The organism is Saccharopolyspora sp. NPDC049357 (genome assembly GCF_040677225.1).
GTDB lineage: Bacteria > Actinomycetota > Actinomycetes > Mycobacteriales > Pseudonocardiaceae > Saccharopolyspora.
The window spans coordinates 237,326-263,268 of record NZ_JBFAQJ010000004.1 but is presented as its reverse complement, the minus strand read 5'-3'; the positions used below and the strand labels follow the sequence as shown (position 1 = coordinate 263,268).

General features: G+C 68.4%; 22 protein-coding genes and 1 pseudogene. 13 read left to right on the top strand and 10 right to left on the bottom strand.

The window, feature by feature from the left end; all coding sequences use genetic code 11:
* The first annotated feature begins 136 nt into the window (after positions 1-136).
* A complete protein-coding gene (locus AB0J91_RS05805; RefSeq protein ID WP_363864523.1) occupies positions 137-730 on the top strand; it encodes an alpha/beta fold hydrolase in 594 nt (197 codons plus the stop codon).
* Between the two features lie 84 nt (positions 731-814).
* Positions 815-943: pseudogene (locus tag AB0J91_RS05800) on the top strand (IS5/IS1182 family transposase); the annotation flags it as partial.
* A 244-nt stretch (positions 944-1,187) separates the two neighbouring features.
* On the opposite strand, the gene AB0J91_RS05795 reads toward AB0J91_RS05800, so the two are convergent.
* Positions 1,188-2,213, bottom strand: a complete 1,026-nt coding sequence (locus tag AB0J91_RS05795) for a site-specific integrase (protein ID WP_363864521.1) — start codon at positions 2,211-2,213, stop codon at positions 1,188-1,190.
* Positions 2,210-2,677 carry an AbrB/MazE/SpoVT family DNA-binding domain-containing protein gene (locus AB0J91_RS05790; protein WP_363864519.1) on the bottom strand — a complete coding sequence of 156 codons (468 nt, stop codon included), beginning with the start codon at positions 2,675-2,677 and terminating at the stop codon, positions 2,210-2,212. The genes AB0J91_RS05795 and AB0J91_RS05790 overlap by 4 nt, the downstream gene beginning before the upstream one ends.
* 879 nt (positions 2,678-3,556) lie before the next feature.
* Between AB0J91_RS05790 and AB0J91_RS05785 the strand changes: the two genes are divergently transcribed.
* On the top strand, positions 3,557-4,738 hold the full coding sequence (locus tag AB0J91_RS05785; RefSeq protein ID WP_363864517.1) for a 4-hydroxybenzoate 3-monooxygenase: 1,182 nt from the start codon (positions 3,557-3,559) through the stop codon (positions 4,736-4,738).
* Positions 4,739-4,882: 144 nt separating this feature from the next.
* On the opposite strand, the gene AB0J91_RS05780 is transcribed toward AB0J91_RS05785, so the two are convergent.
* The 4 genes from AB0J91_RS05780 to AB0J91_RS05765 form a co-directional block, all read right to left on the bottom strand.
* A complete protein-coding gene (locus AB0J91_RS05780) occupies positions 4,883-5,890 on the bottom strand; it encodes a carbon-nitrogen hydrolase family protein (RefSeq protein WP_363864515.1) in 1,008 nt (335 codons plus the stop codon).
* A gap of 85 nt (positions 5,891-5,975) precedes the next feature.
* Entirely contained in the window at positions 5,976-6,935 is a 960-nt protein-coding gene (locus AB0J91_RS05775) for a helix-turn-helix domain-containing protein (RefSeq protein ID WP_363864513.1), read from the bottom strand.
* 164 nt (positions 6,936-7,099) lie between these two features.
* The gene (locus tag AB0J91_RS05770) at positions 7,100-8,527 is read right to left on the bottom strand and encodes an aminotransferase class III-fold pyridoxal phosphate-dependent enzyme (protein WP_363864511.1); all 1,428 of its coding nucleotides are present in this window, start codon (positions 8,525-8,527) and stop codon (positions 7,100-7,102) included.
* A 154-nt stretch (positions 8,528-8,681) separates the two neighbouring features.
* Positions 8,682-9,605, bottom strand: a complete 924-nt coding sequence (locus AB0J91_RS05765) for a LysR substrate-binding domain-containing protein (RefSeq protein WP_363864509.1) — start codon at positions 9,603-9,605, stop codon at positions 8,682-8,684.
* Between the two features lie 198 nt (positions 9,606-9,803).
* On the opposite strand from AB0J91_RS05765, the gene AB0J91_RS05760 reads away from it, so the two are divergent.
* Positions 9,804-11,279, top strand: a complete 1,476-nt coding sequence (locus AB0J91_RS05760) for an APC family permease (RefSeq protein WP_363864507.1) — start codon at positions 9,804-9,806, stop codon at positions 11,277-11,279.
* 75 nt (positions 11,280-11,354) lie between these two features.
* Entirely contained in the window at positions 11,355-12,827 is a 1,473-nt protein-coding gene (locus tag AB0J91_RS05755; RefSeq protein WP_363864505.1) for an aldehyde dehydrogenase family protein, read from the top strand.
* Between the two features lie 64 nt (positions 12,828-12,891).
* Here AB0J91_RS05755 and AB0J91_RS05750 read toward each other — a convergent pair whose 3' ends face one another.
* A complete protein-coding gene (locus tag AB0J91_RS05750) occupies positions 12,892-13,497 on the bottom strand; it encodes a CGNR zinc finger domain-containing protein (protein ID WP_363864503.1) in 606 nt (201 codons plus the stop codon).
* Positions 13,498-13,595: 98 nt separating this feature from the next.
* Between AB0J91_RS05750 and AB0J91_RS05745 the strand changes: the two genes are divergently transcribed.
* Positions 13,596-14,363 (top strand): MBL fold metallo-hydrolase, encoded by a 768-nt coding sequence (locus tag AB0J91_RS05745; RefSeq protein WP_363864501.1) that lies wholly within the window; start codon positions 13,596-13,598, stop codon positions 14,361-14,363.
* Between the two features lie 188 nt (positions 14,364-14,551).
* On the opposite strand, the gene AB0J91_RS05740 is transcribed toward AB0J91_RS05745, so the two are convergent.
* Positions 14,552-15,739, bottom strand: coding sequence for an ROK family transcriptional regulator (locus AB0J91_RS05740; RefSeq protein ID WP_363864499.1), 1,188 nt, complete (start codon positions 15,737-15,739; stop codon positions 14,552-14,554).
* A gap of 118 nt (positions 15,740-15,857) precedes the next feature.
* Here AB0J91_RS05740 and AB0J91_RS05735 point away from each other — a divergent pair, with 118 nt between their 5' ends.
* Genes AB0J91_RS05735 through AB0J91_RS05720 form a run of 4 tightly spaced genes read left to right on the top strand, consistent with a single transcriptional unit; the run spans position 15,858 to position 20,637 of the window.
* On the top strand, positions 15,858-17,129 hold the full coding sequence (locus AB0J91_RS05735) for an MFS transporter (RefSeq protein WP_363864497.1): 1,272 nt from the start codon (positions 15,858-15,860) through the stop codon (positions 17,127-17,129).
* Between the two features lie 18 nt (positions 17,130-17,147).
* Positions 17,148-19,574 (top strand): glycoside hydrolase family 3 C-terminal domain-containing protein, encoded by a 2,427-nt coding sequence (locus AB0J91_RS05730; RefSeq protein ID WP_363864495.1) that lies wholly within the window; start codon positions 17,148-17,150, stop codon positions 19,572-19,574.
* Positions 19,574-19,984, top strand: coding sequence for a pyridoxamine 5'-phosphate oxidase family protein (locus AB0J91_RS05725; protein WP_363864493.1), 411 nt, complete (start codon positions 19,574-19,576; stop codon positions 19,982-19,984). The genes AB0J91_RS05730 and AB0J91_RS05725 overlap by 1 nt, the downstream gene beginning before the upstream one ends.
* Positions 19,985-20,037: 53 nt before the next feature.
* A complete protein-coding gene (locus tag AB0J91_RS05720) occupies positions 20,038-20,637 on the top strand; it encodes an ABATE domain-containing protein (protein ID WP_363864491.1) in 600 nt (199 codons plus the stop codon).
* A gap of 52 nt (positions 20,638-20,689) precedes the next feature.
* Here AB0J91_RS05720 and AB0J91_RS05715 read toward each other — a convergent pair whose 3' ends face one another.
* Positions 20,690-21,295, bottom strand: a complete 606-nt coding sequence (locus AB0J91_RS05715) for an MBL fold metallo-hydrolase (protein ID WP_363864489.1) — start codon at positions 21,293-21,295, stop codon at positions 20,690-20,692.
* A gap of 279 nt (positions 21,296-21,574) precedes the next feature.
* Here AB0J91_RS05715 and AB0J91_RS05710 point away from each other — a divergent pair, with 279 nt between their 5' ends.
* Both AB0J91_RS05710 and AB0J91_RS05705 read left to right on the top strand, forming a co-directional pair.
* Positions 21,575-22,669 carry an LLM class flavin-dependent oxidoreductase gene (locus AB0J91_RS05710; protein ID WP_363864488.1) on the top strand — a complete coding sequence of 365 codons (1,095 nt, stop codon included), beginning with the start codon at positions 21,575-21,577 and terminating at the stop codon, positions 22,667-22,669.
* A 106-nt stretch (positions 22,670-22,775) separates the two neighbouring features.
* Positions 22,776-24,047, top strand: a complete 1,272-nt coding sequence (locus AB0J91_RS05705; protein WP_363864486.1) for an MFS transporter — start codon at positions 22,776-22,778, stop codon at positions 24,045-24,047.
* 1 nt (position 24,048) lies between these two features.
* Here AB0J91_RS05705 and AB0J91_RS05700 read toward each other — a convergent pair whose 3' ends face one another.
* Positions 24,049-24,996, bottom strand: coding sequence for a helix-turn-helix domain-containing protein (locus AB0J91_RS05700; protein WP_363864484.1), 948 nt, complete (start codon positions 24,994-24,996; stop codon positions 24,049-24,051).
* Between the two features lie 121 nt (positions 24,997-25,117).
* Between AB0J91_RS05700 and AB0J91_RS05695 the strand changes: the two genes are divergently transcribed.
* A complete protein-coding gene (locus tag AB0J91_RS05695; protein ID WP_363864482.1) occupies positions 25,118-25,747 on the top strand; it encodes an isochorismatase family protein in 630 nt (209 codons plus the stop codon).
* Positions 25,748-25,943: the final 196 nt, after the last annotated feature.

Genomic DNA, 25,943 nt, shown 5'->3' with positions numbered 1-25,943 from the left:
ACCCCCACCCCCACAAACCTTTTTTGTAAATCCGTTGTTTTTTTTTATTTGTTTTGATTTTGTGTTTGGGTGGGGGCACACCACCGGTGTGCCCACTCCATCGGACGCCTCGCACGTTCCACTCCTGGAGGAAGTTTTGACAAACTCCGCTTCCCCGACCGTCGTGATCGTTCCCGGCCTTCGTGACCACGTCGAGGACCATTGGCAGACCCTGTTGGCCGCCAGCCTGGACAAGGTTCGCATCGTCCCGCCGCTCGAGAGCGACAAGCTGAGCTTGGATGGCCGCGTGGCGGCGCTCGACGCAGTCCTAGGTGAGGTCGACGGGCCCGTCGTGCTCGTCGCCCACAGCGCCGGGGCGGTGATCACGGTGCACTGGGCGGCCCGGCACGATCGCCCGGTCGCGGGCGCGATCCTGGCCACCCCGCCGGACTTCACCACGCCGCTGCCCGCCGGTTACCCGACCCGACCGGATCTAGACGCGAACGGTTGGAACCCGGTCCCGCGCAGCCCGCTGCCGTTCCCCAGCATCGTCGCGGCCAGCACCAACGACCAGCTGGCCGACTTCGCGGCGGTCGTGGATCTCGCACGCGCGTGGGGCAGTCGGCTGGTGGACCTCGGCGAGGTCGGACACCTCAACCCCGCCTCCGGATACGGCACATGGCCCCGCGCCACCGAGCTCCTCGACGAACTGTTGGCCACGACCGGATTTCAGCCCGCACCGAGCCGCTGACCACTGCTCCCGAGGGAGAACGCTCCGATGCTCAACCGGTCGGTCCTCCTGGAAGGTTCGGCCCGGAAGCACCCGAGCTCCATCGCACTGCTGCACTGGTTCCGCCGCCTGCGCATCCGGTGGGAGATCCGCGATGACATCCATGAAGCCTTCCTCAGCCTCGGCTGCAGCATCATCTGCTGGCGCAAACTCAAGAACAACTCAATCTGTTAGGACCTCTAAGAAGTCCCAACAGAATGATCGTGGAGATTACGCGCTGCGACATTCTTGCGGATCCACCTATCGAAGATCGGTGTGCGTCATAGCATCAAGCTCGACGTGCCCACCTGGTTGGGATTGGCGGTCGGCACTCGAAGCACTACCGCAGGCTGGCGAAGATCAGAGGCCCGTGAGTGGGCTCGGGTCGAGCTTAAGGCTTCGACACGAGCCCACTCAGGATGATTGTCGTTCAGCGTTCTTACTTGTTGGTGGCGAGTGGGTGGGGTTCGCCGGTGAGGGTGGCCAGGGCGGTGGCGATTTCGGTCATGCCGGCGCGGGTGTAGGCGGCGGTGGTTCCGGTGTCGCTGCTGGTGGTGTGGCCTGCGTAGGCGCGGGCGACGGCGTAGCCGTGGTTGCGTTCGACCCATGTGAGGGTGGTGTGGCGTAGCCAGTGAGTGCTGACTCCCTGGGTGTACACCCAGGGCAAGTGCTCGCCGATCCGGTTCCAGAGGTGGTCGTAGCGGCGTCTGGTGATGGGCCGGTGGTTGTGATAGCGCAACAGCTGGTCCCCAGGTTTAGTGGCACCGCGTTGTTGGGCGTGTTCGCGCAGGTGGGTCATGAGGGTGGGGGAGACGGGCTGCCAGCGGACGGTCTCGCCTTTCTCGTGCAGGCGGATGAGGCATTGGTCGGGCTCAAGATCGCGCAGGGTGAGAGCGAGTGCTCCGCCGCGTCGGCAGGCGGTTTCGATGTGCAGGCGCAACAGGAGGGTGTCGAGCGCCGGATCATCGCCGGTGGTGGCAGCAACGTGATTGATCTCGTTGAGGCGGGTATCCGGCAGACCACGCCGGGTGCTGGCGAGTCGTCGGGGCTTGGTGGCCTTCTTAGCGGGGCTATCGGCCTCGGTGATGAGTTTGTCGTCGACGGCGTGGTTGTAGACGCAGCGGATGGCGGCGATAAGGTGCTCGGCCGCGCCGCGGCCGCCGCGGCCGTTGCGCCGCACGACGACCTGCGAACGGACGGTTTCGGCGAGTTGCTGGATTTCGAGGGTGGTGGGTTCGTCGAGGTGGCGGTGTCCCCAGTGTTCGAGGATGCGGTTCCAGTAGGTGCCGTAGACGCGGCGGGTTCCGGGGGAGACGGCTTTGGCGACCTCGGGGATGTATCCGGCGAACGTCGGCGCCTGCGGCTTTGGTGCCGGGGCGCCGAGGAGGTCTTCGGGGGTCACGCCCATTTTGGCCAGCAGTAGGCGGGCGGCGTCGAGTTCGGGGGCGTCGGGGTGGTGGGTCATTCGGGATCAGCTCCGGGGGTGTGGAAGGCGGCGACCATCGCGTCGAGGGCACGCATGGTGTGAATGAGAAGGAGGCCGGGATCGGGGGCGGCCAGCAGCACCCGGTCGCCGGGGTTCAGGCCGCACCAGCGGCGCACCGCGACCGGCAGAGGGAGGTGGGCGCGGCGGGCGAGGGTGAACAGCCCATCCGGGTCGGCCTGGATGGTCACCGTGGTGTTGGAGAGCACCTCCAGGCGCAGCCGCCGCCCGGCCTGCCAACCCAAGGCGTTGACGATGCTGCTGTCGGCGACGCGCCCCTGTGGGTCCACCGAGGCGGTCCGATAGACCATCGAGGTGGTGCTCGGCAGTGCGGCCAGCTGCGTGAGCGGAACCCGCCGGGCCGTGCCGCGTGCGGCGATCAACTCGGCGCGCTCATCCACCGACAACGGATGCAGCTCGATCCCGGGGACGGCGGACTCAGCCACAGCCCTCACCCCCGAACCAAGACTCAGGGGCAGAAAACACGACGAGACGGCGGGTGCAATGCACCTCGCCGTCTCGCGTCTGAAACCATCTGTGGTGTCGTGGGACGGATCCCACCCACTGGTGTCCGAGGACGGACTTGCGCACTATTCACCCGAATCCTGCTTCCCGAGACAGGTTGAAGCAGGGGCCTTTTGCTGTCCCATGTGTCCCGACGAGGCGCCAGCTGGGACACCGTGCCGGGACAGGTTGGGTTGCCTTGTGAGCAGCGAAAACGTGGAGTGAACGTGGGCGGGGACGGGTCGTGCGGGGTGTCCCGGCATGTCCCGGCGTTTACTCCTGCGCGGATTCAACGGTGGTTGGAGTCTCCTGTCATAGGTGTCCCCGAGGTGTCTGTTCACTACGGCTGTTGAGTGTCTGGGTACGCGTGTGCGTGAAGTTGGCCCATTCGCGGGGGCCGTCTTCTGGCTGTGCGTGCTCTGCGAGTGGCACGTCTCCAGTACGAGAACAACGCCAACGCTGGCGGCGATCACTCTGATTGTGATCGGCAGCTCAGCGGCCGTGAGCGCGGGTGTGATGTCGGCTCCCAGCGCCGTGCCGGCGAGCGCAATGGCCGAGGTGCGTCTGTTCCTGCTCGACGCTTGCGGCTGGTCGTCAAGACGTCACAAGGGCAGGAACGCGGCCGGCGGTTGTGCACCGGACTCTGGGCGATCGCGGGACGGCTATGTCGGCGGCCAGCGGAGTGCCCCCGTCCCATGCCCGCTCCTCGGGTAGTGCTGTTTCCACTCAGTGGAAGGCCGGTGTCGCCCGCGGTGTCCGGCGGCCGTGAGACTCCCGGCATTCACCGACGTCGGTGAAGTTCGCTTTGAGGGAGATTCAAGATGCTCGAACGCACCCGTGTTGCCATCGTCGGTGCCGGTCCTGCGGGTCTGCTGCTGTCTCACTTGCTCGACAAGGTCGGGATTGACTCGATCGTGATCGATTCCCGCACTCGTGAGCAGGTCGAAACCACGATCAGGGCAGGGATTCTCGAGCAGGGCACCGTCGAGGTCCTGAGCGAAACGGGAGCCTCTGACCGAGTGTTGACCGCGGGTCACAAGCACGAGGGGATCGAGCTCCGCTTCGGAGGTGTAGGGCACCGCATCGACTTCACCGACACCGTCGGCCGTGCCGTCTGGCTGTACCCGCAGCACGAGGTGTTGAAGGACCTCATCGCCTCCCGCGTCGCCGCGGGTCAGGACCTGCGTTTCGGCTGGACCGCCCAACGCGTGGAGGAGGCGGGTTCGGATCGTCCACGCGTGCTCGCCAGCGATGCGGAAGGCAACCAGGTCGAAATCGCTGCCGACGTGGTGGTCGGCGCGGACGGATCGCGCAGCGTGGTGCGGGAAGCCGTGACGGGCACTTTCGGCGGCTATTTCACCGAGTATCCGTTCGCCTGGTTCGGGATTCTCTGCGAAGCGCCGCCCAGCGCGGAGGAGTTGATCTACAGCAACTCGCCTCACGGGTTCGCGTTGATCAGCCAGCGCAGCCCGGGCGTGCAGCGGATGTACTTCCAGTGCGATCCGGACGCCGATGTCGAGGCTTACTCCGAGGCGCAGCTCTGGGAAATCTTGCAGTCGCGCGTGCCCGGCACCACCCTCAACGAAGGGCGCATCTTCCAGCGGGACGTGCTGCGCTTCCGCAGCTTCGTGGCCCACGAGATGCGCCGCAACCGCGTGGTGCTCGTCGGCGACGCCGCGCACACCGTGCCGCCCACGGGCGCGAAGGGCATGAACCTCGCCGTCGCCGACGTCGTGCTGCTCACCGAGGCGCTGCGCGCGCTGCTGCTCGACAACGACGAAACCCCGCTCGACGCATTTCCCGAGGCTGCGGCCAAGCGCATCTGGAAGGCACAGCACTTCTCGTGGTGGATGACGAGCATGCTGCACCTGCAGCCCGCCGCGAGTGATTTCGAACGTCGACGCCAGATCGGCGAATTGCGCTCGGTCGTCGAATCACGTGCCGGTCGCACGTTCCTCGCCGAGGCCTACACGGGCTGGCCATTGGAGACCGGCGTGAAGTAACCGGTCCGGATCTGGCCGGAATTGGGGTGAACGGATTCTTGGTCAGCTTGGTGAGGGTCGGCGGTGGCCGTATTGCTTCGGCACGCGTGGCCGCCGTCGGCTCATTGATGATCGGACGCTCCATGAAGACGGGACCGTCGCCGGTCAGGTCGGGGACATGGACGGTGGGAACTCCTCGACATCGGCCTCTCGTGCTACTGGAGCGGGTGTCTCGACGACTCTTGGGGCGGGGTTGCGGTTGACCATCAGACGCATGACGTCGGGTCGCGAGTAGTGGCCGACCGGATCGGCGGCCGACTTTGCGATGGCGAGCAGTGCTGGGTCCAGGTCAGCGAACAGAAGGCCTTCTTCGGTCTCCGGCAGCGGCTCGGCGAGCTGGGAGCCTTCAGGCCCGATGATGCGGGCGAACCCGCCGCCGGGCTGGAGCAGCTGCCGCTTGACGTCGGTGTCGCAGAAGACTTCTTGCGCGGCGGTGCCGATGACAGCGGTCGGCGCGACCACGAACGTCTGGCTCTCCACCGCGTACAGCAGGCTCGCCGCGGTGTTGACCTCTGGGCCGAGCGCGTTCGCGGCGCCCCGGTAGAGGGAGAAGCTCGGCCAGGAGGCGACGTGGATCTCCTCTCCGAGGCTGCACATCGCGTACTTGGTCAGCGGCTGCAGGTGTTCCCAGCAGCAGAGCGCGCCGACCTTGCCCAGCGAGGTGGCGTGGACCTGCAGGTCGCTGCCGTCGCCTTCGCCGAAGACGGAGCGTTCGACGTGCGTCGGCTTGAGCTTGCGCCGCACTGAGATCAGCTCGCCGGTGTCGGAGATGAACGCTTGCGACAGGTAGAGCGTCCCTCCGTCGCGTTCGCTGAAGCCGAGAACGACGTGGACGCCGTGTTGGGCGGCCGCGTTCTTGATGCGTTGCATCTCGTCGCCATCGCGCGTCATCGAGTTCGCGAAGTACCGGGGGACGAACTGCATGCCTGCAGCGGGTGAGTCGAGCCAGATCCACCAGGGGTAGCCGGGAATCCAGGTCTCACCGAACGCGACGAGCTGAGCCCGTCCGGCAGCGGCTTGTCCGATCAGCTCGACGGTCTTGTCCACGCCCGCGTTGAGATCGAGCCAGGCTGACTCGGCTTGGACCGCCGCGACACGAACGGTGCCTTGCATGGTGACCTCCTGAGAGCCGTTGGCTTCGTGATGGAGGCCACGATGTCCTGCAGGGGGTGGCCGCGGGTGACTGGGCGTGCCGTGGTCACTGACCAACCGTGCCGTAGTCGCGTCGGTACGCGACCGGTGTCCGGCCCGTTTCGGCGCGGAATGCCCGGAAGAACCCGGACTCGCTGTTGAATCCGCATGCCGCGGCGACGGCGCTCACGGGCCGTTCCGGGGCGGAGACGAGCAACGCGCGGGCGTGTTCGATGCGCATCCGTCGCAGCTGTGCTGCGACGCCTGCTCCGCCGATGATCCGGTAGAGCGTCCGCCTCGATACATGACAAGCCCGCGCGACGGCGTCTGCGTTCAAGGTCGGATCTGCCAGATTGCGATGCAAGAAGTCGAACACGCGCTGTCGGGCCATTGCTTCGCTCGCCGGAGCGACCGGGGCACGCTGCCCGGCGTACGACGCGGCGGCGGAGAGGAGGCCGAGAGCATGCGGCACCAGGAACGCTCCACTGGTGTCGCCAGATTTGGTGGACTCGGCAAGGGAGCGGAAGAACGCGGAGACCGCGGTGCCGGGAGTACCCAGTCCAAGAGGTCGGGCGGTCAGCTTGCGGGTGTTGTGCAGCATCAGCGCGTGCTTCGGCACCTGCACCACCAGCTGCTGGAACGGATCGTCGAAGTGCAAGGCGTACGGCCTGGTGCTGTCGTAGTAAGCCATCTCGCCTGCGGACAGCGTGGCGGTGCGGCCATCCTGTTCGACGCGTCCGGAGCCCGCGATTTGAATGCTCGCCAGCAGGAAATCCTCGGTATCGTCGGCGATGAGCGCCCGAGTGCGTCGCACGTGCTGCCCTGCCGCTTGCACGGTGGTCATTTCGATTTCGCCGACTGGCACGTGCTCGATCAGTCCGCTGAACGGACGTTCGTCGACCCGGTCGGCGGTGAGCCGCACGAAGGTCGCGCAGATCATCTCCCGCCAGTAGGCAAATGCGTCTGGCTCGGCCACTTCGGCTGTGCTGAGCTGAGCATAGGTGTGGCGATCGACGGTGGCACGCACACCCCGAGTATCACTGCGCTGCAATCACCTGTCCAGACGGCCGTCCTTCCCGATCACCATGACCGGGCCGCTCATTCGAATAGAACCGACGTGCCGGCTCAGCCGAGGACGGAAAGGGGCATGGAGGTGGCCGACTGCATTCTGAACGCAGTCGGCCGTTCCGCCTATTCCTCGAGTTCCACCACGATCTCCTTCATCGTGTCGATGAAGGAGGTGATGTCGTCGTCGGTCATGGGCAGGGAGAGCGAGAGTTCGCCGCGGTGCACCGGAAAGAACCCGCGGTTGGCGAGTTCGAGGGAGATGATCTGCGTATTGGCGCCGTCCACGTTGCGCCAGTAGTCGCGGTGGGTCCGCACTTCCAGCCCGGGTGCGTTCATGTAACCGTAGGCCATGTGGGAGAAGCCCTTCCCGTAGACCTTGAAGGAGCTTCCCCTGGCCAGGCTCCACTCGTTGAGCTCGGACAGGATCCGAGCCGAGTGCGCGTTGAGCCTGTCGAACGCTTCTCGATCCAAGGCTCTCATGCACGCTGCGCCGGCGATGAGGGAGAGCTTGTGCCCGTGATGCGTGCCCGAGATGGTGACCTTTCCCGTCTCCAGAACGTTCATGACCGCGGCTGTTCCCCCTACAGCCCCGAGCGGGAGTCCTCCGCCGATGATCTTTCCCATGACGGTGAGGTCCGGTGTCACCCCGTACACGCCCTGCAACCCGTGGTAGCCGGCGCGCAGGCTGATCGTCTCATCGAAGATCAGGACGATGCCGAGCTCCTTGGTCAACGCCCGAATTCCCTGCACGAACTCCTGGTCCAGTGTGACCAGGCCTCCGGCGCCGCTCTGCAGCTCCAGGATCACGCAAGCGAGATCGCTCGCGTTGGCCCGGAGGATCCGTTCGGTGCTCGTCATGTCGTTCTGGGTGAGAACGACGAGGTTGTTGACCTCGTCTGCGGGGACGCCTCCGCTGTCCGCGACCGCCCGCGGCGCCTCGTCCGTGCCGGCCTGCTCAGGCGGTGTGTGGGACGAGATGTGCAGGGGATCGCTGAACCCGTGATATCCGCCCTCGAACTTGGCGACCTTCGTCCTGCCGGTATGGGCGCGCGCGATCCGAATGGCGCTCATGCAGGATTCCGTGGCTGAGCAGGAGAACTGCACCCTCTCGACCGAAGGAATCCGCTCGATCAAGATTTGAGCCAGATCGGCCTCGGCCGTGCTCGGATTGCCGAAGGAGATCCCCGAGGGGATGGCGTTCTGCAGAGCAGAGGTGACCGAAGGAGGGTTGTGGCCGAGGACGTTCACCGTGAAGTTGTTGTTCAAGTCCAGGAGTCGATGTCCGTCCACCGTCTCCACGTGTGCTCCGTCTCCGCTCGCGGCGAAGACCGCATGCGGACCGAAGTTGAAGGAATTTCTGCTGTAACCGCCCGGAATCAGGTGCTTTCCGGCGCGAGTGAGCTCTGCGGACTTGGCGAATTTCGCGGTGAAGGTTTCGAGGCTCGCCTCGATGCTCAGCTTGGGCATCAACAACTCCATCTTGCACGTCACCGGCCTTGGAAAGATTCCACCGATGAGTTGAGGACAGGGTGACGGGCATCCTGCAATCAATCAGGGCGCTTCAGTCACTGTTTCCCCTGCGCTTCCTCCGCACAATGCCCGATCTGAGATCGACCGTTCGCGGAGCGAGATGGCCCCGGCGAGCGGTAGGGAACCCGCTGTCGGCGTGACGGGTGCGTGTCCGACCGGCGAAGTCTGTCGCGCGTCAGGCCGCTGGCGCGAACACGGCGCTCGGCACCAGACCGAGGTGATTCCTGACGGCGTGCTGGACCGCTAGGTCGAAGGCGCGGACGTGCGGCCGGAGATCGTTGTTCCGCATCGCAGCGGTGACCGTGCTCGGTGCCGCATCAGGGACGGGCACGTAGGAGACGCCGGCGTGGTGGAACAGGCGCGCGGCTGTCTGGGGAAAGGTGTCGACGGCGCCCAAGCAGGAGATCGCCATCAGGCATTCCCCGATGGACCGGACGTGCGTTGCCACCCGACCTCGGGCACCGCGGTGGTCGTCGCAGCTCCAGTACGAGGACCACCCGGCGGGCGCGCCGGTTTCCGCCGCCGCGAAGGGTTCATCCAGCAGGTCGGTCACGGAGATCTCTTCGGCGTCCGCCAGCGGATGATGTTGTGGCACGGCTGCCACCCGGGGCTCGGAGAAGATCGGCCGCAGGGAGATGCGCTCGTCGTCGAAGGGCGCGCGGACGAACGCCACGTCCACCTCGTTGGAAACGAGCTTGTCCAGCTGGTCGACCATGGTCAGCTCGGTGAACTCCAGCCGCACCTCAGGCTGCAGTTCACGGTAGACGGACAGGATGACCGGGGTCAGCTCGCCGGCGCCTTCCGCGAAGATGCCCACCTGCAAAACCTCTTCGTGCTGAGGTGCTAGCGACTTGGCTTCTGCTGCCGCACCGGCGACCTGCGCGAGGATTTCCTCCGCGCGCTCGACGAACGCGACTCCGGCGGGTGTCAGCGCGACCCGATGATGGCTCCGGTCGAACAGCTTCACGTCCAGGTCGCGTTCCAGTTTGGCGATGTGCCCGCTGAAGGCGGACTGGGCGATGTGCTCCAGCTGTGCGGCACGGCCGAAGTGCAAGGTCTCGGCCAAGCGAACGACGTACCGGAGCTGGCGAATTTCCATGGTGCATGTCCTCTCAGCACAGGTGCCACAGCGCTCAGCGCGGCCGGTATATGACCGTCGTACCGCTCCTGACCTGGGCGATCGCGGTACACGATTGTGCGTTCGCGAAGTCGTCGTTGTCTAGCAGCCGGAGCCTTCCCATAGTTTGCAGCACGCACGGCGCCAGCCGACGCTGGCTGATTCTCGAGAGGTGGGTTGATGAGCGCAGAGGTATCCGGGCAGCTCAAGAGCTCGGCCGTGGGCACGTCCGGCATCGTGTTCTTCGTCGTAGCCGCTGCGGCACCATTGGGGGCCACCCTCGGAGCGGGTCCGGTGGCCTTTTCGGCCAACGGTACGGGAGCGCCCGGCATGTACCTGGTGGCTGGTGTGGTCCTGCTGCTGTTCGCGGTCGGCTACGCGGCCATGAGCCGCCACCTCACCAGCGCGGGTGGGTTCACCGCCTACATCGCCGCCGGTCTCGGTGATCGGGCAGGTCATGCCTCGGCTGGTATCGCGCTGCTCGCGTACAACTGCATGCTACTCGGTCTGTTCGGGCAGTTCGGTGTCTTCGCAGCAGATCTGCTGGCGCGATATGGAGTGGAGGTGACCTGGCAGGTTCCCGCCGTCGTAGCACTGCTCGCCGTAGGAGTCCTGGGCTACCTGGAGGTCAACCTCTCGGCGAAGGTTCTCGGCGTCCTGATGATCGCCGAGGTGCTGATCCTGCTGGTCTTCGACGCGGTGGTGATCAGCCGGGGCGGCTCCGAGGGCCTCAACGTGGACGCCTTCGCCCCGAGCAACGTGCTGTCCGGCACTCCGGGTATCGCACTGCTGTTCGCCTTCACCTGCTTCGTCGGCTTCGAGGCCACGACCATCTACGGCGAAGAAGCTCGGGATCCACACCGCACCGTGCCGCGCGCGACTTACGTCGCCGTGATCCTGATCGGCATTTTCTACACGCTGACCACGTGGGCGATCGGGCTTGCGCACGGACCTGACGCCCAATCGGCCGCCGCCGAGGACCCGGTTGGATTCGTCACCACGGCCAACACCGCATTCGTGGGCGCGTTGTCCACGGAGGTCATGGAGATCCTCGTCGTGACCAGCGTGTTCGCGGTGCTGCTGGCCTTCCACAACACCCTGTCCCGCTACATGTTCTCCTTGGGTCGCGCTGGCTTGCTGCCCCCGGCGCTCGGCAACACCCACCACCGATTCCACAGCCCGCATCGGGCGAGCGTGGTCCAGAGCGTGCTGACCTTGGCGGTCCTGGGTGCCTTCATGGCTGCGGGTGCGGATCCGTTCGCGCAGCTGTACTCCTGGCTGGTTGGTCTTGGGACCATCGCCGTCCTGACGCTGCAGGCGGCCGTGGCCGTCGCTGTCGTGGTCTACTTCCGCCGGCGCGCGGGGCGAGGCGGGTTCTGGCAGACCATGGTGGCGCCGATGCTGGGGGCCGTGGGTCTTGGCGGTGGAATCGTGCTGGCACTGGCCAACTTCGATGTCCTCACCGGAATCACGGGTGGTCCGGCTTCGCTGCTGCCGTGGCTGATCCCGGTCGCAGGTGTGTTGTCGCTCGCCGCGGGGGCGGTGGCCTCCCTGCGCAGGAGTCCCGTGCGGCTGGTCGCGCCGGTGGTCAATTCCGCCGGTTTCGCTGCGAAAACCCCTGTTGCGGGCAGCCCAGAAGGTCGCCCCGTTGACTGAGCAGGTTCTCCGGGAGCGGGAGCCCGCCCAACCTCATCTCGATGCCCGACGTTTTCCCGCTTGGAGGAACATCTCGTGACCACCGCACCCGCACCGCACGCCGCCGATTGGTCGCTGTGGCAGTCGACGCCTCTTTCCAGTGCCGGCAGCAGTTCCGGAGAGATCAGCATCAGCGCTCCGGCAACGGGGGAGGTGTTGACCACGATCGCGGCGGGCAGCGCAGACGACGTTGCCACTGCGGCCACCGCGGCGAAGCGAGCGCAGAAGGACTGGGCGGCGCGCACTTTCGACCAGCGCGCCGCCGTCCTGCGCAGGGCTGCCCACCTGCTGGAGTCGGAGCCGGAACGGATGTTGAAGTGGCTGGTCCCCGAGTCCGGATCCGGGCTGGGAAAGGCCACTTTCGAGGTCTCGCTGCTCGTCGCCGAGCTCAACGAGTGCGCCGCGCTGGCCTCCCAGCCCTACGGTGAACTGCTGCGGTCCAACCGTCCCCGGCTGTCGGTGGCGCGTCGCGTGCCGCTCGGCGTGGTCGGGGTCATCTCGCCCTTCAACTTCCCCGCCATCCTGTCGTTGCGGTCGGTGGCTCCCGCCCTTGCCGTCGGCAACGCGGTCATCCTCAAGCCGGATCCGCGGACTTCCGTCTCCGGTGGCCTGGCCCTGGCCGAACTCCTGACGGAGGCCGGTCTTCCGGAAGGGCTTCTGCACGTGGTGCCCGGTGGCGCGGAGGTCGGTCAGGCTCTGGTCGCACATCCTGACGTCGCGTGCATCTCCTTCACCGGCTCCACCATGGCAGGCCGGGCCATCGCTGCGGCGGCCGCCCCGCTGCTGAAGAGGGTCCACCTCGAGCTGGGAGGGAACAACGCCTTGCTCGTGCTGCCCGATGCCGACGTGCAGGCCGCGGCCTCCGCCGGTGCGTTCGGCAGCTTCCTGCACCAGGGCCAGATCTGCATGACCGCCGGTCGGCACATCGTCCATTCCTCCATCGCCGAGGAGTACACCGCCGCCCTGGTCGCCGCGGCCGAGCGCATCACGGTCGGCGACCCGGCGGACTCCGCCAACGCATTGGGCCCGCTCATCGATGTTCAGCAGCGCGACAAGGTCCACGCCATCGTCACCGACAGCGTCGCGCAAGGTGCCAGACTTGCCGCTGGCGGCACGTACGAGGGCCTGTACTACCGGCCGACCGTGCTGGTCGACGTCCCGGCGGACAGTCCGGCCTTCGGCGAGGAGATCTTCGGTCCGGTAGCTCCGGTCATCACCTACGACACGCTCGACGAGGCGCTCGCGCTGCTGAACGACAGCGAGTACGGCCTCAGCGTCGGCATCCTCACCCGGGATGCGTTCGCTGGGATGGAGCTCGCCGATCGGATCGAGGCCGGAATGATTCACGTCAACGACCAAACCGTGGACGACGAGGCGACCATCCCCTTCGGAGGGATGAAGGCCTCCGCCGCGGGCGGTCACTTCGGAGGCACTCGCGCCAACCTCGACACGTTCTGCGACACGCAGTGGATCACGGCGCAGGGCTCGATCGGCAGTTATCCCTTCTAGGACGGCGGTGGATGCCGGTGGGGCGCTGCCGGGGCTTCTGCGCGACCACTCGACGTCGTCGAGGTCAGGAGTCCGCGTCAGCGGTGCGGCGTGCGTACGAGCGTGCTGCGCGCACTCGGTCGCCGCAGCGCTTCGAGCACCAGTGCCTACGGGCATGGGTGCGCAGCATGTACCGGTTGCACGGCTCGGCGCCGCAGGTGGCCAGCTGCGTTGCTTCGTGGCCGGTCACCAGGGACACCGCGTCGGCCGCGATGGTGACCAGAGCGTGTTCCACCAGTCGGGTCGTGGGGTGCGAGGCGACGCGGTGGAACCCCTCCGCGGGGTTCCAGCCCAGCAGCTGCGCGGTCGGAGTGAGGGTCAGGGCCCGGTTGACTTCGGCGAGGGCCCGTTCCGGTGGTGGTGTTGCTCGAACGGCGGCGTCGAACAGGGCGCGCACAGGTCCGCGCAGATCGGTGAGCAGGCCCGCGCAGTAGTCCTGCAGTTCGGCGCCTTCGGGGGCCAGTCCTCGTTCGACGAGCCAGCGGGTGGCTGCCGCCGGGGTGTCGAGCAGCTCGACGACGCCCCTGGTGGGCACCTGCACCGCGCTGTTGGCCAGTTCCAGGGACACGTGCTCGTCCGCACCCGGTGCCGGTGGCAGGGGAGTGCTCGGCGTGACCGTCTCAACATCCACCCTCTCACGGTATCAATTGCCGCTACGCGTGATAATCGGGTAGCGTCGACCTCACGTCAAAAATGACGATTAGACGTGAGAGTAGATAGGTCCAACTGATGAAGATCACGCAGGTTCGCAATGCCACGATCCTCCTGGAGGCCGGTGGCCAGCGCGTTCTCGTCGATCCCATGCTCGGGGCGAAGGGCTCGTTCGGTCCCGCGCCCACCTCGGTCGGTGATTCTTCGCGGAACCCCACGGTCGACCTCACCGTGCCGCTGAACGATCTCCTGGATGTGGACGTCGTGGTGGTCACGCACACGCACCCCGACCACTGGGACGTCGCTGCGGCCGCCCTGCTGCCCCGGGAAGTGCCGTTGCTGGTGCAGAACACCGGCGACGCCGAGATCATCGCCGCCGAGGGCTTCACCGACGTGCGCGTCATGGACGAGCCCGTCGAGGTCGGAGGGACGGAGTTCGTCCGCACGGACGGGCAGCACGGTTCGGATGCCACCGTGGCCGCCTGGCCGAGGCTGGGCGAGGTCAGCGGTGTCGTCGTCCGCCGTTCTGGCGAGCCAACCGTGTACGTGGCAGGCGACACCGTCTGGAACGAGCACGTGCGCGCAGCCCTGGAGGAGCACCAGCCGGACATCGTCGTGCTCAACACCGGGGAAGCGACGTGGCAGGACGGCAGCCCGATCATCATGGGCGCAGCGGATGTGCTGGAGGTGCACCGGACGGCTCCGCAGGCGCGCATCGTCGCCGTGCACATGCAGGCGCTCAACCACTGCGTCGTCACTCGCGACGACGTGCGCGAACTCGCCCGCCGGCACGGCATCGCCCAGCAAGTCCTCGTGCCGGAAGACGGCGAGGCCCTGACCTTCTGAGCGCAACACATCCGTCCTGGGGTAGGCGGCGCATTCCCGTCCCAGGATCAGGTGCGCGCAGCGCCGTGAAGGTCATCTTGGTCCTCGTGGTTGCTCTCTCTGGCGAAACCGGCCCGCAGCCGCTCTATGGCCGGCGAACTCAGCGTCACCTCGCCGCGACCATCATCCGAATCTCCGGGCGGCCGCAATCATCGGTGGCTGAGAAGGCGTGTCAGGCCGTCGTCGTGGAAGACCCGGTCCAGGGCGAGCGCGGTCGCCCCGGTGACGCCCGCTCGGTCGCTGAGTGTGCTGGTGGTGATGGTGAGTTTGCGGGTGAACAGGGGAGCGGCGCGGTCGTAGACGGCGGCTCGGACGCCGGAGAGCACTTCGTCGTTGAGCTGGGCAAGCAGTCCGCCGAGGACGAGGGTGCGGGGGTTGTGGACCTGGATGAGCAGGGCCGCGGCTTCGCCGAGGTGCGTTGCGGCGCGGCGGATTCGTCGCAGTGTGGTGGGGTCGCCGCTGGCGGTGAGCTCGGCCAGTTGCCGGGAGCCGTGTAGCGGGTCCTCGGTGAACGGGATGTCGAGGTCGTGGAGCACGGCGCGGTAGGAGGCGACCGAGCCGAGGCATCCGGTGTGCCCGCAGGCGCACACGACCTCGCTGTCGTGGGCGATGCGCAGGTGGTTGATGTCGCCGGCGGCTCCGTCGGCGCCGCGCAGCACGGTGCCCTCGGCTGTGACGACGCCGGAGCCGATGCCGGCGCCGACCTTGATGAACAGCAGCGGTCCCTGCGCGTCGTCGTGGCAGGACTCGCCGAGGGCCATGAGGTTGACGTCGTTGTCGACCGTCACCGGTGCCGACAGGACCTCCTCCAGGTGGGTGGCCACCGGGGTGCCGTCCCAGCCGGACATGGTCGCCGCCCGCAGCGTCACCGGGGCCTTGACAGTGCACCCGTCGGGGGTGACCGGGGCGGGCAAACCGACGACGACGTGACGCAACGGCCGGTCGGGGGCGTGGTCTGCCAGCAAGGACCGGATCCGCTCTCCCAGATCGTTCAGCGCTCGGTGCGGTCCAGCCTCGATCGGGATCGACGTGGTCTCCCGGGCCAGGACCTTCCCGGTGAGGTCGCTGAGCGCGAGATGGGTGGCCGTGCCGTCGACGTCGGCGGCGGCGATCACGCCCGCCTGCGGACTGATTCGCAACACTCGCGGTGGTCGGCCGCGCACCGTCTCGCTGCCCTCGTCCTCGCTGACCAGGCCGCAGGAGACGAGGTGGTCGACCTGCTGGCCCACGGTCGAGCGGGCGAGACTGGTCCGGCGGGCGATTTCGGCTCTGCTGGTCGCCTCGCCGCTGCGGACGAGTGCCAGAACCTTGCGCAGCGCGACGTCATCTTTATGCACTGAATCAAACTAAATGCGGCATCTTGTGTCGGTCAATGGACTAATTCAGGCTTTGCTCCATCGTTCGCCTGGTGCGTTCGATGGTTCGTCTGCTTCGTCGAGTTCAAGGGAGAACTCCGTGTCCAGAGAGATCGCCGCGCCGCCGGCACCGCTGCTCCCGCCGCCGCAGCAGAAGGCCAGCGGACGCGTGGTGGCCACCATGACGCTCGCGCGGCTGGGACTGATGCTGAGCCTGACCGCGCCCCTGATCGCCGGGCTCGCGTTGAAGGTGCAGACGCTGGTCCGACCCGATCAGGCGGTGGCCGTGGTCGGTGTCGTGACGACGGCGGGTGCGATCGGCGCGCTGATCTTCGACCCGATCTTCGGCCGGATCAGCGACCGCACCACCGGGCGCTTCGGCCGCCGCCGCCCGTGGCTGGTGGCCGGTTCGCTCGGCCTGATGCTGGGACTGCTGGTCATCGCCTTGGCGCCGAACGTGTGGGTGCTGGCGCTGGGCTGGTTGTTCGGGCAGATCGCGGGCAACGCCGCGGTGGCCGCGCACACGGCCTCGCTGGCCGACCAGCTGCCGACCGCCCAGCGAGGCAAGGTCGGCGGCCTGATCGGCATCGCGCAGCAGGCGTCGACGGTCGGTTCGGCCTACGCCGGGAAGCTCCTCGGGCAGGACATGCTCCTGCTGTTCCTGGTGCCCGGTGCGATCGGCCTGCTGCTGGTCCTGGCGTTCGTCCTGGTCCTGCCCGACCGGCCGCTGCCGGAGCGTCCGGCACCCGACGGCGGCCTGCGCGCGATGCTCAAGACGTTCTGGGTGAGCCCGCGCCGGTACCCGGACTTCGCGTTCGCGTGGGTGTCGCGGTTCTTGATCGTGTTGGCGGCGTGGATGTTCCTCACCTTCCGGCTGTTCTACCTGCAGCACGAGCTGGGCATGTCCGCCAAGGAGGCCGCGAGCGTGATGGCCACCGGCGTGCTGATCTACACCGTCGCGGTGATCCTGGCCGGTCAGCTCGCGGGCTGGGTCTCGGACCGGATCTCGCGCCGGAAGGTCTTCATCGGCGCCTCCGCGGTGATCTTCGGGATCGGCACCTGGATGCTCGCCCACGCCGAATCGGTGACGGGCTTCTACGCCGCCGAGGTCGTGCTCGGTGTGGGCTTCGGCGTCTACGTGGCGATCGACCTCGCCCTGGTGCTCGACGTCCTGCCGAACCCCGACGAAGCGGGCAAGGACCTCGGCGTGTTCAACATCGCCATGTCCCTGCCGCAGACGCTCGCTCCCGGGTTGGCGGCCGCGCTGATCTCCGCGGGCGCGGGCCAGAACTACGACCTGATGCTGACCGCGGCCGCCGTGATCGCGGTGGTCGGTGCGCTGGCCATCGTGCCCGTGCGGTCGGTGCGCTGACGATTCTGAGAGGAAGACATGACCGGGTACGACGAGGGCGAGCTGACGATCGTGATCGACAAGGCGATCGGCGTCCTGGACCTCGCGCGCAAGGTGCGCCTGCTGACCGGAGCGGCGATGTTCGCCCTTCCCGCGGAGCCCGCCATCGGGCTGTCCGAGGTGCGGATGTCCGATGGCCCGACCGGTTTGCGCGGTGCTGAGCTCGCGGGCGGCCGCAAGTCGTGCCTGCTGCCCAACGCGACTTTGCTGGCTCAGCACTGGGATGTCGGCGTGGCCGAGCAGGTGGGCGAACTCCTCGCCGACGAAGCGGCGGCGCACGACGTCCACGTCGTGCTCGGTCCAACGATCAACCTGCACCGGAGTCCGCTCGGCGGAAGGCTTTTCGAAGCGTTCAGCGAGGACCCGCTACTCAGCGGTGCGCTGGCCACCGGCTACGTGCGCAGCCTGCAGGCGCGGGGCATCGCGACCTCGGCGAAGCACTTCCTGGCCAACGAGTCCGAGACCGAGCGCTTCACCGTCGACTGCGCCCTCGACGAGCGGACCGTGCGCGAGCTCTACCTGCTGCCGTTCGAGATGGTCGTGGACGACGCCCACCCGTGGTCGGTGATGGCCGCCTACAACCGCGTCAACGGCACGCCCGCGACCGAGCACGGCGAGCTGATCAACGACGTCCTCAAGGGGGAGTGGGGCTACGACGGACTGGTGATGTCCGACTGGTTCGCCACGAACTCCACGACCGCCAGCGCCAACGGCGGCCTCGACCTGGTCATGCCCGGCCCGGAAGGACCGTGGGGCGATGCGCTCGTCGCCGCGGTCGAGGCCGGTGAGGTCCCGGTGGAGACCGTCGACGAACACCTCCGGCGCCTGCTGCGCTTCGCCGCCCGCGTCGGCTGCTTCCCGGGCGAACCCGCGCCGAGGACCGCGAACGCGACCCCGGACAGCCCGCCGACCCGGCAACGCCTGCGCCGGTTGGCAGCAGGTGGCATGACCGTCCTGGTCAACCGCGACGACACACTTCCACTGGCCGCTACCGGCGGTCCTATCGCCGTGATCGGACGGCACGCGTTCGACACCGTCGCCCAGGGCGGCGGTTCCGCGCAGATCCGCCCGCCACACGTGGTCAGCATCGCTGACGGGCTTGCCGGCGCGCTGGGACCTGATCGGGTGTCCGTTGTGGACGGTGTCGAGGTGCGAACTCGGCCCATCGCGGCGTTATCCGATGCCGTGCGCGACCCGGAAACGGGGGAGAGCGGCATGCGCGTGACCGCCCGGGATGCTTGCGGCCAGGTGGTGGAATCCCGCCACGTCGAGGCGACGGAGATCGAGGTCGTCGAGGACGGTTGGCTCGGCTCCGCCGCGAGCATCGAGCTGTGCGCCGAACTCGTCCTCGCCGCGCCCGCGTGCACGCGCATCGGCGTGCGCGGCCCCGGGCTATGGGAACTCACCGCCCCCGGCCTGCACGAGGCGCTGGAGCTGTACCGGGCGCCTGGGCCCGGTGGCGGGCTGCACCGACCGCCGGCGCGCGGTTTCGACGTCGAGCAGTCACCGGGTGCGCGGATCAGCGCTGTCACGCGGGCGGATTCGGGCATGCGGATCATCGGCCTGGTCGCTGCCCCGGCCCCGCCTTCCGACGACGAGGCGATCCGGATCGCCACGGCCGCGGCTCGTGAGTCCGAGGTGGCGGTGGTGGTCGTCGGCTTCACCCAGGAGCAGGAGACCGAGGGCGTCGACAAGACGACGCTCGCGCTGCCGGGACGCCAGGACGAGCTGGTGCGCGCCGTGGCAGCCGTGGCCGAGCGCACCGTGGTCGTGGTCAACGCGGCGACACCGGCGCTCATGCCGTGGATCGACGACGTCGATGCCGTGCTGTGGGCCGGGTTGCCGGGGCAGGAGGCGGGCGATGCCGTGGCCGCCGCGCTGCTCGGCGAGGTCGAACCCGCAGGACGGCTGGTCACCACGTTTCCCGCTGCGGATGGCGACGGACCGGCCTGGAACACCACGCCCGCCGACGGCGTGCTGACCTACGCCGAGGGCGGCGCGGTCGGCTACCGGGGCTGGTGCGGGCGGGACCCGCTGTTCTGGTTTGGCTACGGACTCGGCTACGGAACCTGGCGCTACGAGACCGCCGAACCCGTGGCCGAGCACGGCATCGCGCGCAGCGCGCGGGTTGAGGTCACCAACACCGGTGACCGCACCTCCCGCGAGGTCGTCCAGGTCTACGCCCGGCCGGCCGATCTCGACGAACCGATCCGACTGATCGGCTGGGCCGGCGCCCGCGTCGAACCCGGCCGCACCGCGACGGTCGAGGTGTCCTGCGACCGGCGAGTCCAACGCCGATGGGATCCCGAGCAGCGGACCTGGAACCCGTTGCCCGCCGCCGAGTTGCTGATCGCCCGGGGCCTCGGTGATGTCCGCCTGACCCTGCTGCTCACGGAGGAGAACTGATGCCCACTCCACCGTTTCCCACCGAGGTCCGGGCCGCGCTGGCTGAGCCGGTCCCGGCCGTGATCGCCACGGTCCGCCCGGACGGCCGGCCCGTCACCGTCCCGACCTGGTACCTCGTCGAGGACGACCGGCACCTGCTGCTGAGCATCGACGCCACCAACGCCCGAGGTGATCGGCTGGCCCACCTGCGCGCCCACCCGCTGATCTCGATCACGGCACTGGGTCGCGAGAGCTGGTACGACGCCATCACCGTCCAGGGCAGAGCGGTCGAGTTCTTCGACGACGTCGACCTCGACATCGTCGACCGCATGGCCGCGGTGCACACCGGAGCCCAGTACGGAATACGGCGTCCCCGCACCGCGGTGCGTGTCGAGATCATCGAGTGGGCCTGCCCGGTGCCGAAGACCTAGCTCGGTGGACGAACTGCACATCACGGATGCGGCTGGGCTGTAGCATGAGAGGTATGAAGGAGTCCTCGGGTGCGCAGACGGGTCTCCCTCCTGCGCAGGGCGAGGAGGAGCACTCGGCCCTCGCCCTCGCCAACACGGCCATCGCTCTGCCGGGTGAGCAGACGGTCGACTTCCTGGGAACGCCCGCGCAGGCGAACGGCTGGCTGGTGGAACGCGGCCTGGCTCCGGCGCACGCCGACGTGCAGGAGATGTGCGCGGCGCTACTGCGTTCGCTGCGCGAGCAGATCAGGTCGTTGTTCGCCTCGCGTGCCGCTGGAGTCCCGGCGCTGCCCGCTGCGGTGGCGGCCATCAACGACGCGATGACGCGCGTTCCCACCGCGCCGCTGCTGCAGTGGGACGACAAGACCGGCCCGTACCGCACGCCGCCGCACCCCACCACCGCGATCGTCGAGCATGCCCTGGCCACCCTGGCGGCCGACGCCGCAGACTTGCTCACCTCGTCCGAGGCCGAACGCCTCACCGCGTGCGCTTCCACGCCCTGCAACCGGTTCCTCCTGCGCCAGGGGCGTCGGCACTGGTGCTCCGTTCGCTGCGGCGATCGCGCTCGCGCGGCCCGCGCCTACGCTCGTCGCACCCGCGCCGAGGTGGGATGACGCGCGTTCGGGGCTGATCTCCCGAACGCGCGCCAGCCACGCCTGCCGGAGATCAGACCGGGGTGCTCTCGTCGGGGACGAACGCCTCCCCATGGCCGGGGACGATCAGGGCGGGTTCGAGGTCGAGGATCTTCCGACGGGAGACGCGCAAGGTCTCGTTGTCGCTGGAGGTGGGGTCTTCGGCGGGGCCGGTGGCGCTCCACCAGGCGTGGGTGAACACGATCGTGCCCTGGTCGGTCTCGGCGACGGTGCTGATGTCCTGCGGGGTGTGACCGGGGGTTTCGATCAGCCGGATCGAGGGTGAGAGCTGGTAGCCCTCGGCGGGGCGGTTGTACCAGAGGTCGCCCTGGTAGATGGCCCAGACATCGTGGGCTCGCGCGTGGGGGAACAGGGCGGCGTTGAGGGTGTGGTCGGGGTGGTGGTGGCTGAAGACCAGGTCGGTCACCTGCTCCGGGCTCACGCCGGCGTGGGCGAGCGGATCGAGGATGCGCTTGCTGTCGTCGACCATGCCGGGGTCGACGACGACGGCGAGGTCGCCGTCGCGCAGCAGCGAGACGGTCGAGGCGACGTGCCAGGGCTTCTCGAAACCGTCCCGACCGGCGTTGCGCGGGTCGCGGACGTCGTAGCCGGAGGTCAACAGGGTGAACGCGGCGGTCATCGGACGCGGTGCTCCTAAGCGGTGGATCGATGGCAGTGCCGGTCGCAGGACGGGTGTCCGCGCCGGGGTGAGGTTGTGAGGCCCGCAGGCCGCGACGTGCGAGGCGGGGGCGGTCGGATGCTCGGACCCGCTCACGATTATCACGGTACATGGTGGCAATATCCGTGACAAACCGCTATGGTCACGGATACAAATCATCCCTTCCGTGAGGTCGTGCCGTGCTGCCGCACCTCCACGGCCGGGCATCACCGCACCGGGAAACTCCCCGAAGGACACCTCGTGAACGACCCGATCAAGGGCGCGGTCCGCGGCTGCGCTCCCGCACCGCTGTCCGTCCTCGACACCGCTCTGGCCGGCCGCGGCATCAGCGCCGCCGACTCGCTGTCCGGCAGCATCGCGCTGGCCCGGCTCGCCGACCAGCGCGGCTTCACCCGGTACTGGGTGACCGAACACCACTCCATGCCAGGGGTTTCGGCCTCCAGCCCCGCCGTCCTGCTGGCGCGGCTGACCGCGCACACGACGCGGCTGCGGCTCGGGGCGGGAGGGGTGATGCTGCCCAACCACCCACCGCTGATCGTCGCCGAGCAGTACGGCCTGCTGCAGGCCCTCGCCCCGGGGCGGATCGACCTCGGCCTCGGGCGCGCCCCCGGCACCAACCCGGCCACCGCCGACGCCTTGCGCCGCGGCGGTTCCGCCGATGACTTCCCGCGGCAGGTCCTCGAACTCCTGCAGTTCCTCGACGACGACTTCCCCGAGCAGCACCCCTACCGCGACCGCGTCTACGCGGTGCCCGGACCTGGCCAGGACAGGGAGAACGACGTCGCGCAGACCGCCGGTCGGCCGCCGGTCTGGTTGCTGGGCTCCTCCGGTTACTCCGCCCAGCTGGCCGCCCACCTCGGTCTTCCCTTCGCCTTCGCCGCGCAGTTCTCCCCGGACGGCGTCGCACCGGCGCTCCAGCTCTACCGCGACCGGTTCACCCCATCCGCGACGTTCGCCGAGCCGTACGCACTCGTGAGCGTCAGCGTCATGGCGGCCGACGACGAGGCCGAGGCCCAGCGGCAGACGCGCAGCTACGCCCACGCGATGATGCGGATGCTGCAGGGCAAGTCGTTCCTGCTGCCCACTCCGGACGAGGCCGCGTCCTACCCGTACGCGCGAGCCGAGAAGCAGGTGCTCGATCACTGGACCGGCAGCGTGCTGCACGGCACGCCCGACCACGTCACCGGGCTCCTCAACCGACTGCACGAGCAAGCCCGCCCCGACGAGATCATGGTCGGCTCCGTGGGGCACACCCCGCAGGCACTGCTGCGTTCCACCGAACTCCTCGCCGACGCCTACGCGATGCCGTGCACCCAGCCTGCCGCCACGCCCTGATCGGCCCGCGCCGCCCGAAACCCCGGGTGCTGCGCGGTTTTCGCGCCGCCCCTCGTCGAACAGTCGCGGGGCGCACGCCACTGGCCTCACCGGACATGGAGACACCATGCACAACGCCGCATCCACGCCGCGCCCGCAGGCGGACACCCCGCCCACCGCACGCTCGACGGCCGAGACGCAGCAGCGCACCCTCCGCATCCTGCTGGTCTCCCAGATCTTCAGCGGAGTGGGGCTGGCGGCCGGCGTCACCGTCGGCGCACTCCTGGTCCAGGACATGCTCCACTCCACCGCCCTGGCCGGACTACCCAGCGCGCTTCTCACCGCAGGCTCCGCCGTCGCCGCCGTCAGCATCGGTCGCCTCTCCCACGCCCGGGGCCGCGGTCCCGGGTTGGCCGCGGGCTACCTCGCCGGTGCGCTCGGCGGCGCCGGAGTCGTCGTCGCAGCCGGACTCGACCTCCCGGCCCTGCTGCTCGTCTCGCTGTTCCTCTACGGCGCCGGCACGGCGGCCAACCTCCAGGCCCGCTACGCCGGGACAGACCTCGCCGCTACCGGAAACCGGGCGCGCGCCGTGTCCACCGTCCTGGTCGCGACCACCGTGGGTGGCGTCGTCGGTCCGAACCTCGCCGCTCCCGCCGGTCACCTCGCCGCCGCTGTCGGCCTGCCCCCTCTGACGGGTCTGTTCCTCATCTCCGCTGCCGCCTTCTTCGTCGCCGCGCTGGTGCTGATCCTCTGGCTACGCCCGGACCCGCTCGTGCTCGCCCGCTCGCTGCCCGCCGAACCGGAGGATTCAGGTGTCGGCGCGATGCCCGAGCGCCGCAATCCGGGTCTGTGGCTCGGCGTCGTGGTGATGGTCATCAGCCAACTCGTCATGGTCGCGATCATGACGATGACACCGGTGCACATGCACGATCACGGCCACAGCACCGCAGCTTCCGGCCTCGTCATCGCCCTGCACGTCGGCGCGATGTACCTGCCCTCGCCGCTCACCGGAGCGCTGACCGACCGCTTCGGTCCGATCGCCGCGGTCACCGCCTCCGGCGTGACCCTGCTGGCAGCCGGGATCATCGCCGCCGCCTCGCCCGATGACTCCGTCGTCCTGCTCACCCTGGCACTCGTGCTGCTCGGCCTCGGTTGGAACTTCGGTCTCGTCAGCGGCACCGCCATCATCACCGACACCGTGCCGCTCGCCACTCGCGCGAAGACCCAAGGCGTGGTCGATGTCGCCGTTGCCATCGCCGGCGCCACCGGCGGTATCGCCTCCGGTGTCGTCGTCGCAGCCACCGGCTACCCGCTGCTGGCCCTGGGCGGCGCCGCGCTCGCGCTCCTCACCGTTGCCGCGGTCATCGCCGTCTCCTCGAAGCGCGCGCACCGCGCGTGAATCAAGGCGCGGTGGTGAATCGGTGTCGGTAGGAGGTGGGGGTGGTGTTGTAGTGCTTGACGAAGTTCTGCCGGAAGGTCACGGCGCTGGCGAAACCGCACGCGTCGGCGATGCGGGTGACGCTCCAGGTCGTCGTCTCCAGGAGTCGGCGCGCTTCGTCGAGGCGGTGGGTGAGCACCCATCGCGCGGGGCTCATGCCGGTGGTGTCGCGGAAGCGACGCGTGAAGTTCCGCGGGCTCATCGAGGCGTGGGCGGCCAGGTCCTCGACGGTGAGCGACTGGTTGAGGTTCGCCAGCGCCCACGTGATGGTCTCACCCATGGGGCCGTCATCGCTGCTGGAGAGCGGTCGTTCGATGTACTGGGCCTGGTCGCCGTCGCGGTGAGGGGCGATGACGAGGTGGCGGGCGATGGTGGTGGCGGCCGTGGATCCGAGCCGGGCCCGGACGAGGTGGAGGCAGGCGTCGAGGGCGGAGGCGGTGCCCGCCGAGGTGAGGACGTCTCCGTGGTCTAGGTAGAGCGCATCGGCCTGGACCTGCACGGTCGGGTGCTGGTCGGCCAGCTCGGTGGCGGCGCCCCAGTGGGTGGTCGCGGTGCGGCCGTCGAGGATGCCGCTGGCGACCACCGGGAACGCGCCCAGGCAGAGCCCGATGATCGTCGCGCCGCGCGCATGCGCCTCGCGGATGCGGTCGAGGAAATCCGGACCGGGGGCGGGCAGGTGCGTTGGCCAGGACGGGAACACGAGAACGTCGGCCGACGTGGTCGCGTCGGGGCCGGCGAGGTCGTCGATGACGACGCCTTCGTCGGCGCGCACGGGACCTCCATCGGAGCTCCAGACGGTCGTGCTCCAGCCCTCGGCGAGGTTCTGGCGGGAGACCTCGCCGAAGGTGAGCAGTGGCGCCGCGAGGTGGAACGTGGTGATCCCGTCGAAGGCGTGGATGGCGATCCGCATGGCTGTCCTGATTTCATCGAAGAGCGGCATTTCTGCCACTCACGGTACCGGAGCCTGGGCCAGCACGATGGGACGTGATGGTGCGACCGCCCGTCACCCCCGTCGCCAGGAGGAATTCTCGATGAACGCCCCACGCCGAGCCCTCGTCGTCATCGACGCCCAGCAGGAGTACTTCCAAGGGCCGCTTTCCGTTCAGCACCCGCCCCGGGACGAATCGCTGGCCCGGATCGCGCGTGCGATGGACGCCGCCGCTGACGCAGGACTGCCGGTGATCACGGTTCAGCACGAGATGCCGGAAGGCGCACCGGTTTTCGCGGCGGGATCGGAGGGGTGGCAGCTGCACCCCGAGGTCGAGCGCCGCGCTGCGTCGGCGGCGAAGCACGTGATCAAGGGATTCTCCAGCGTGTTCACCGCCGGTGAGCTGACCGAATGGCTGCGCGCCAACGGAATCGACACGATCACCCTGGTCGGGTACATGACGAACAACTGCGTGCTGGCCACGGCCGCGGCCGCCGAACCGCTCGGCTTCGCCGTCGAGGTGCTCTCGGACGCCACCGGCGCCATCCACCTGGCGAACGAGGCGGGCAAGGTCTCGGCTCAGCAGGTGCACGACACGCTGATGGTCCTGCTCCACTCCAACTGGGCCGCGGTCACCGACACCGCCACCTGGACCGAGGCGGTCTCGGCGAGCCAGCCCCTGGACAAGAGCGACCTCGGAACCTCAGCCGTGCAAGGCCAATCCGCCCACTGACCCGTCCGGTGCACCTCGCCGCCTCGCGTAGAAAACCGTGTGTGGTGTCGTGGGACGGACTTGCACACGATTCACCCGCCTACTGATTCCTGAGATCAGTTGAAGCAGTGGTCCTTTGAAAGTCGGCCTGCGTCCACCGAGTGGAGGGCGCAGACCGACGGTGTGTGCCGCATCCGTTCGTGCAGGGCGAGGTGTC

Coding starts and splice junctions, on each gene's coding strand:
- AB0J91_RS05785 (WP_363864517.1), top strand. CDS start 3,557: ATGCTCGAACGCACCCGTGTTGCCATCGTCGGTGCCGGTCCTGCGGGT.
- AB0J91_RS05745 (WP_363864501.1), top strand. CDS start 13,596: ATGAAGATCACGCAGGTTCGCAATGCCACGATCCTCCTGGAGGCCGGT.
- AB0J91_RS05700 (WP_363864484.1), bottom strand. CDS start 24,996: ATGCGGATCGCCATCCACGCCTTCGACGGGATCACCACGTTCCACCTC.
- AB0J91_RS05730 (WP_363864495.1), top strand. CDS start 17,148: ATGACCGGGTACGACGAGGGCGAGCTGACGATCGTGATCGACAAGGCG.
- AB0J91_RS05720 (WP_363864491.1), top strand. CDS start 20,038: ATGAAGGAGTCCTCGGGTGCGCAGACGGGTCTCCCTCCTGCGCAGGGC.
- AB0J91_RS05695 (WP_363864482.1), top strand. CDS start 25,118: ATGAACGCCCCACGCCGAGCCCTCGTCGTCATCGACGCCCAGCAGGAG.
- AB0J91_RS05795 (WP_363864521.1), bottom strand. CDS start 2,213: ATGACCCACCACCCCGACGCCCCCGAACTCGACGCCGCCCGCCTACTG.
- AB0J91_RS05705 (WP_363864486.1), top strand. CDS start 22,776: ATGCACAACGCCGCATCCACGCCGCGCCCGCAGGCGGACACCCCGCCC.
- AB0J91_RS05725 (WP_363864493.1), top strand. CDS start 19,574: ATGCCCACTCCACCGTTTCCCACCGAGGTCCGGGCCGCGCTGGCTGAG.
- AB0J91_RS05780 (WP_363864515.1), bottom strand. CDS start 5,890: ATGCAAGGCACCGTTCGTGTCGCGGCGGTCCAAGCCGAGTCAGCCTGG.
- AB0J91_RS05715 (WP_363864489.1), bottom strand. CDS start 21,295: ATGACCGCCGCGTTCACCCTGTTGACCTCCGGCTACGACGTCCGCGAC.
- AB0J91_RS05760 (WP_363864507.1), top strand. CDS start 9,804: ATGAGCGCAGAGGTATCCGGGCAGCTCAAGAGCTCGGCCGTGGGCACG.
- AB0J91_RS05765 (WP_363864509.1), bottom strand. CDS start 9,605: ATGGAAATTCGCCAGCTCCGGTACGTCGTTCGCTTGGCCGAGACCTTG.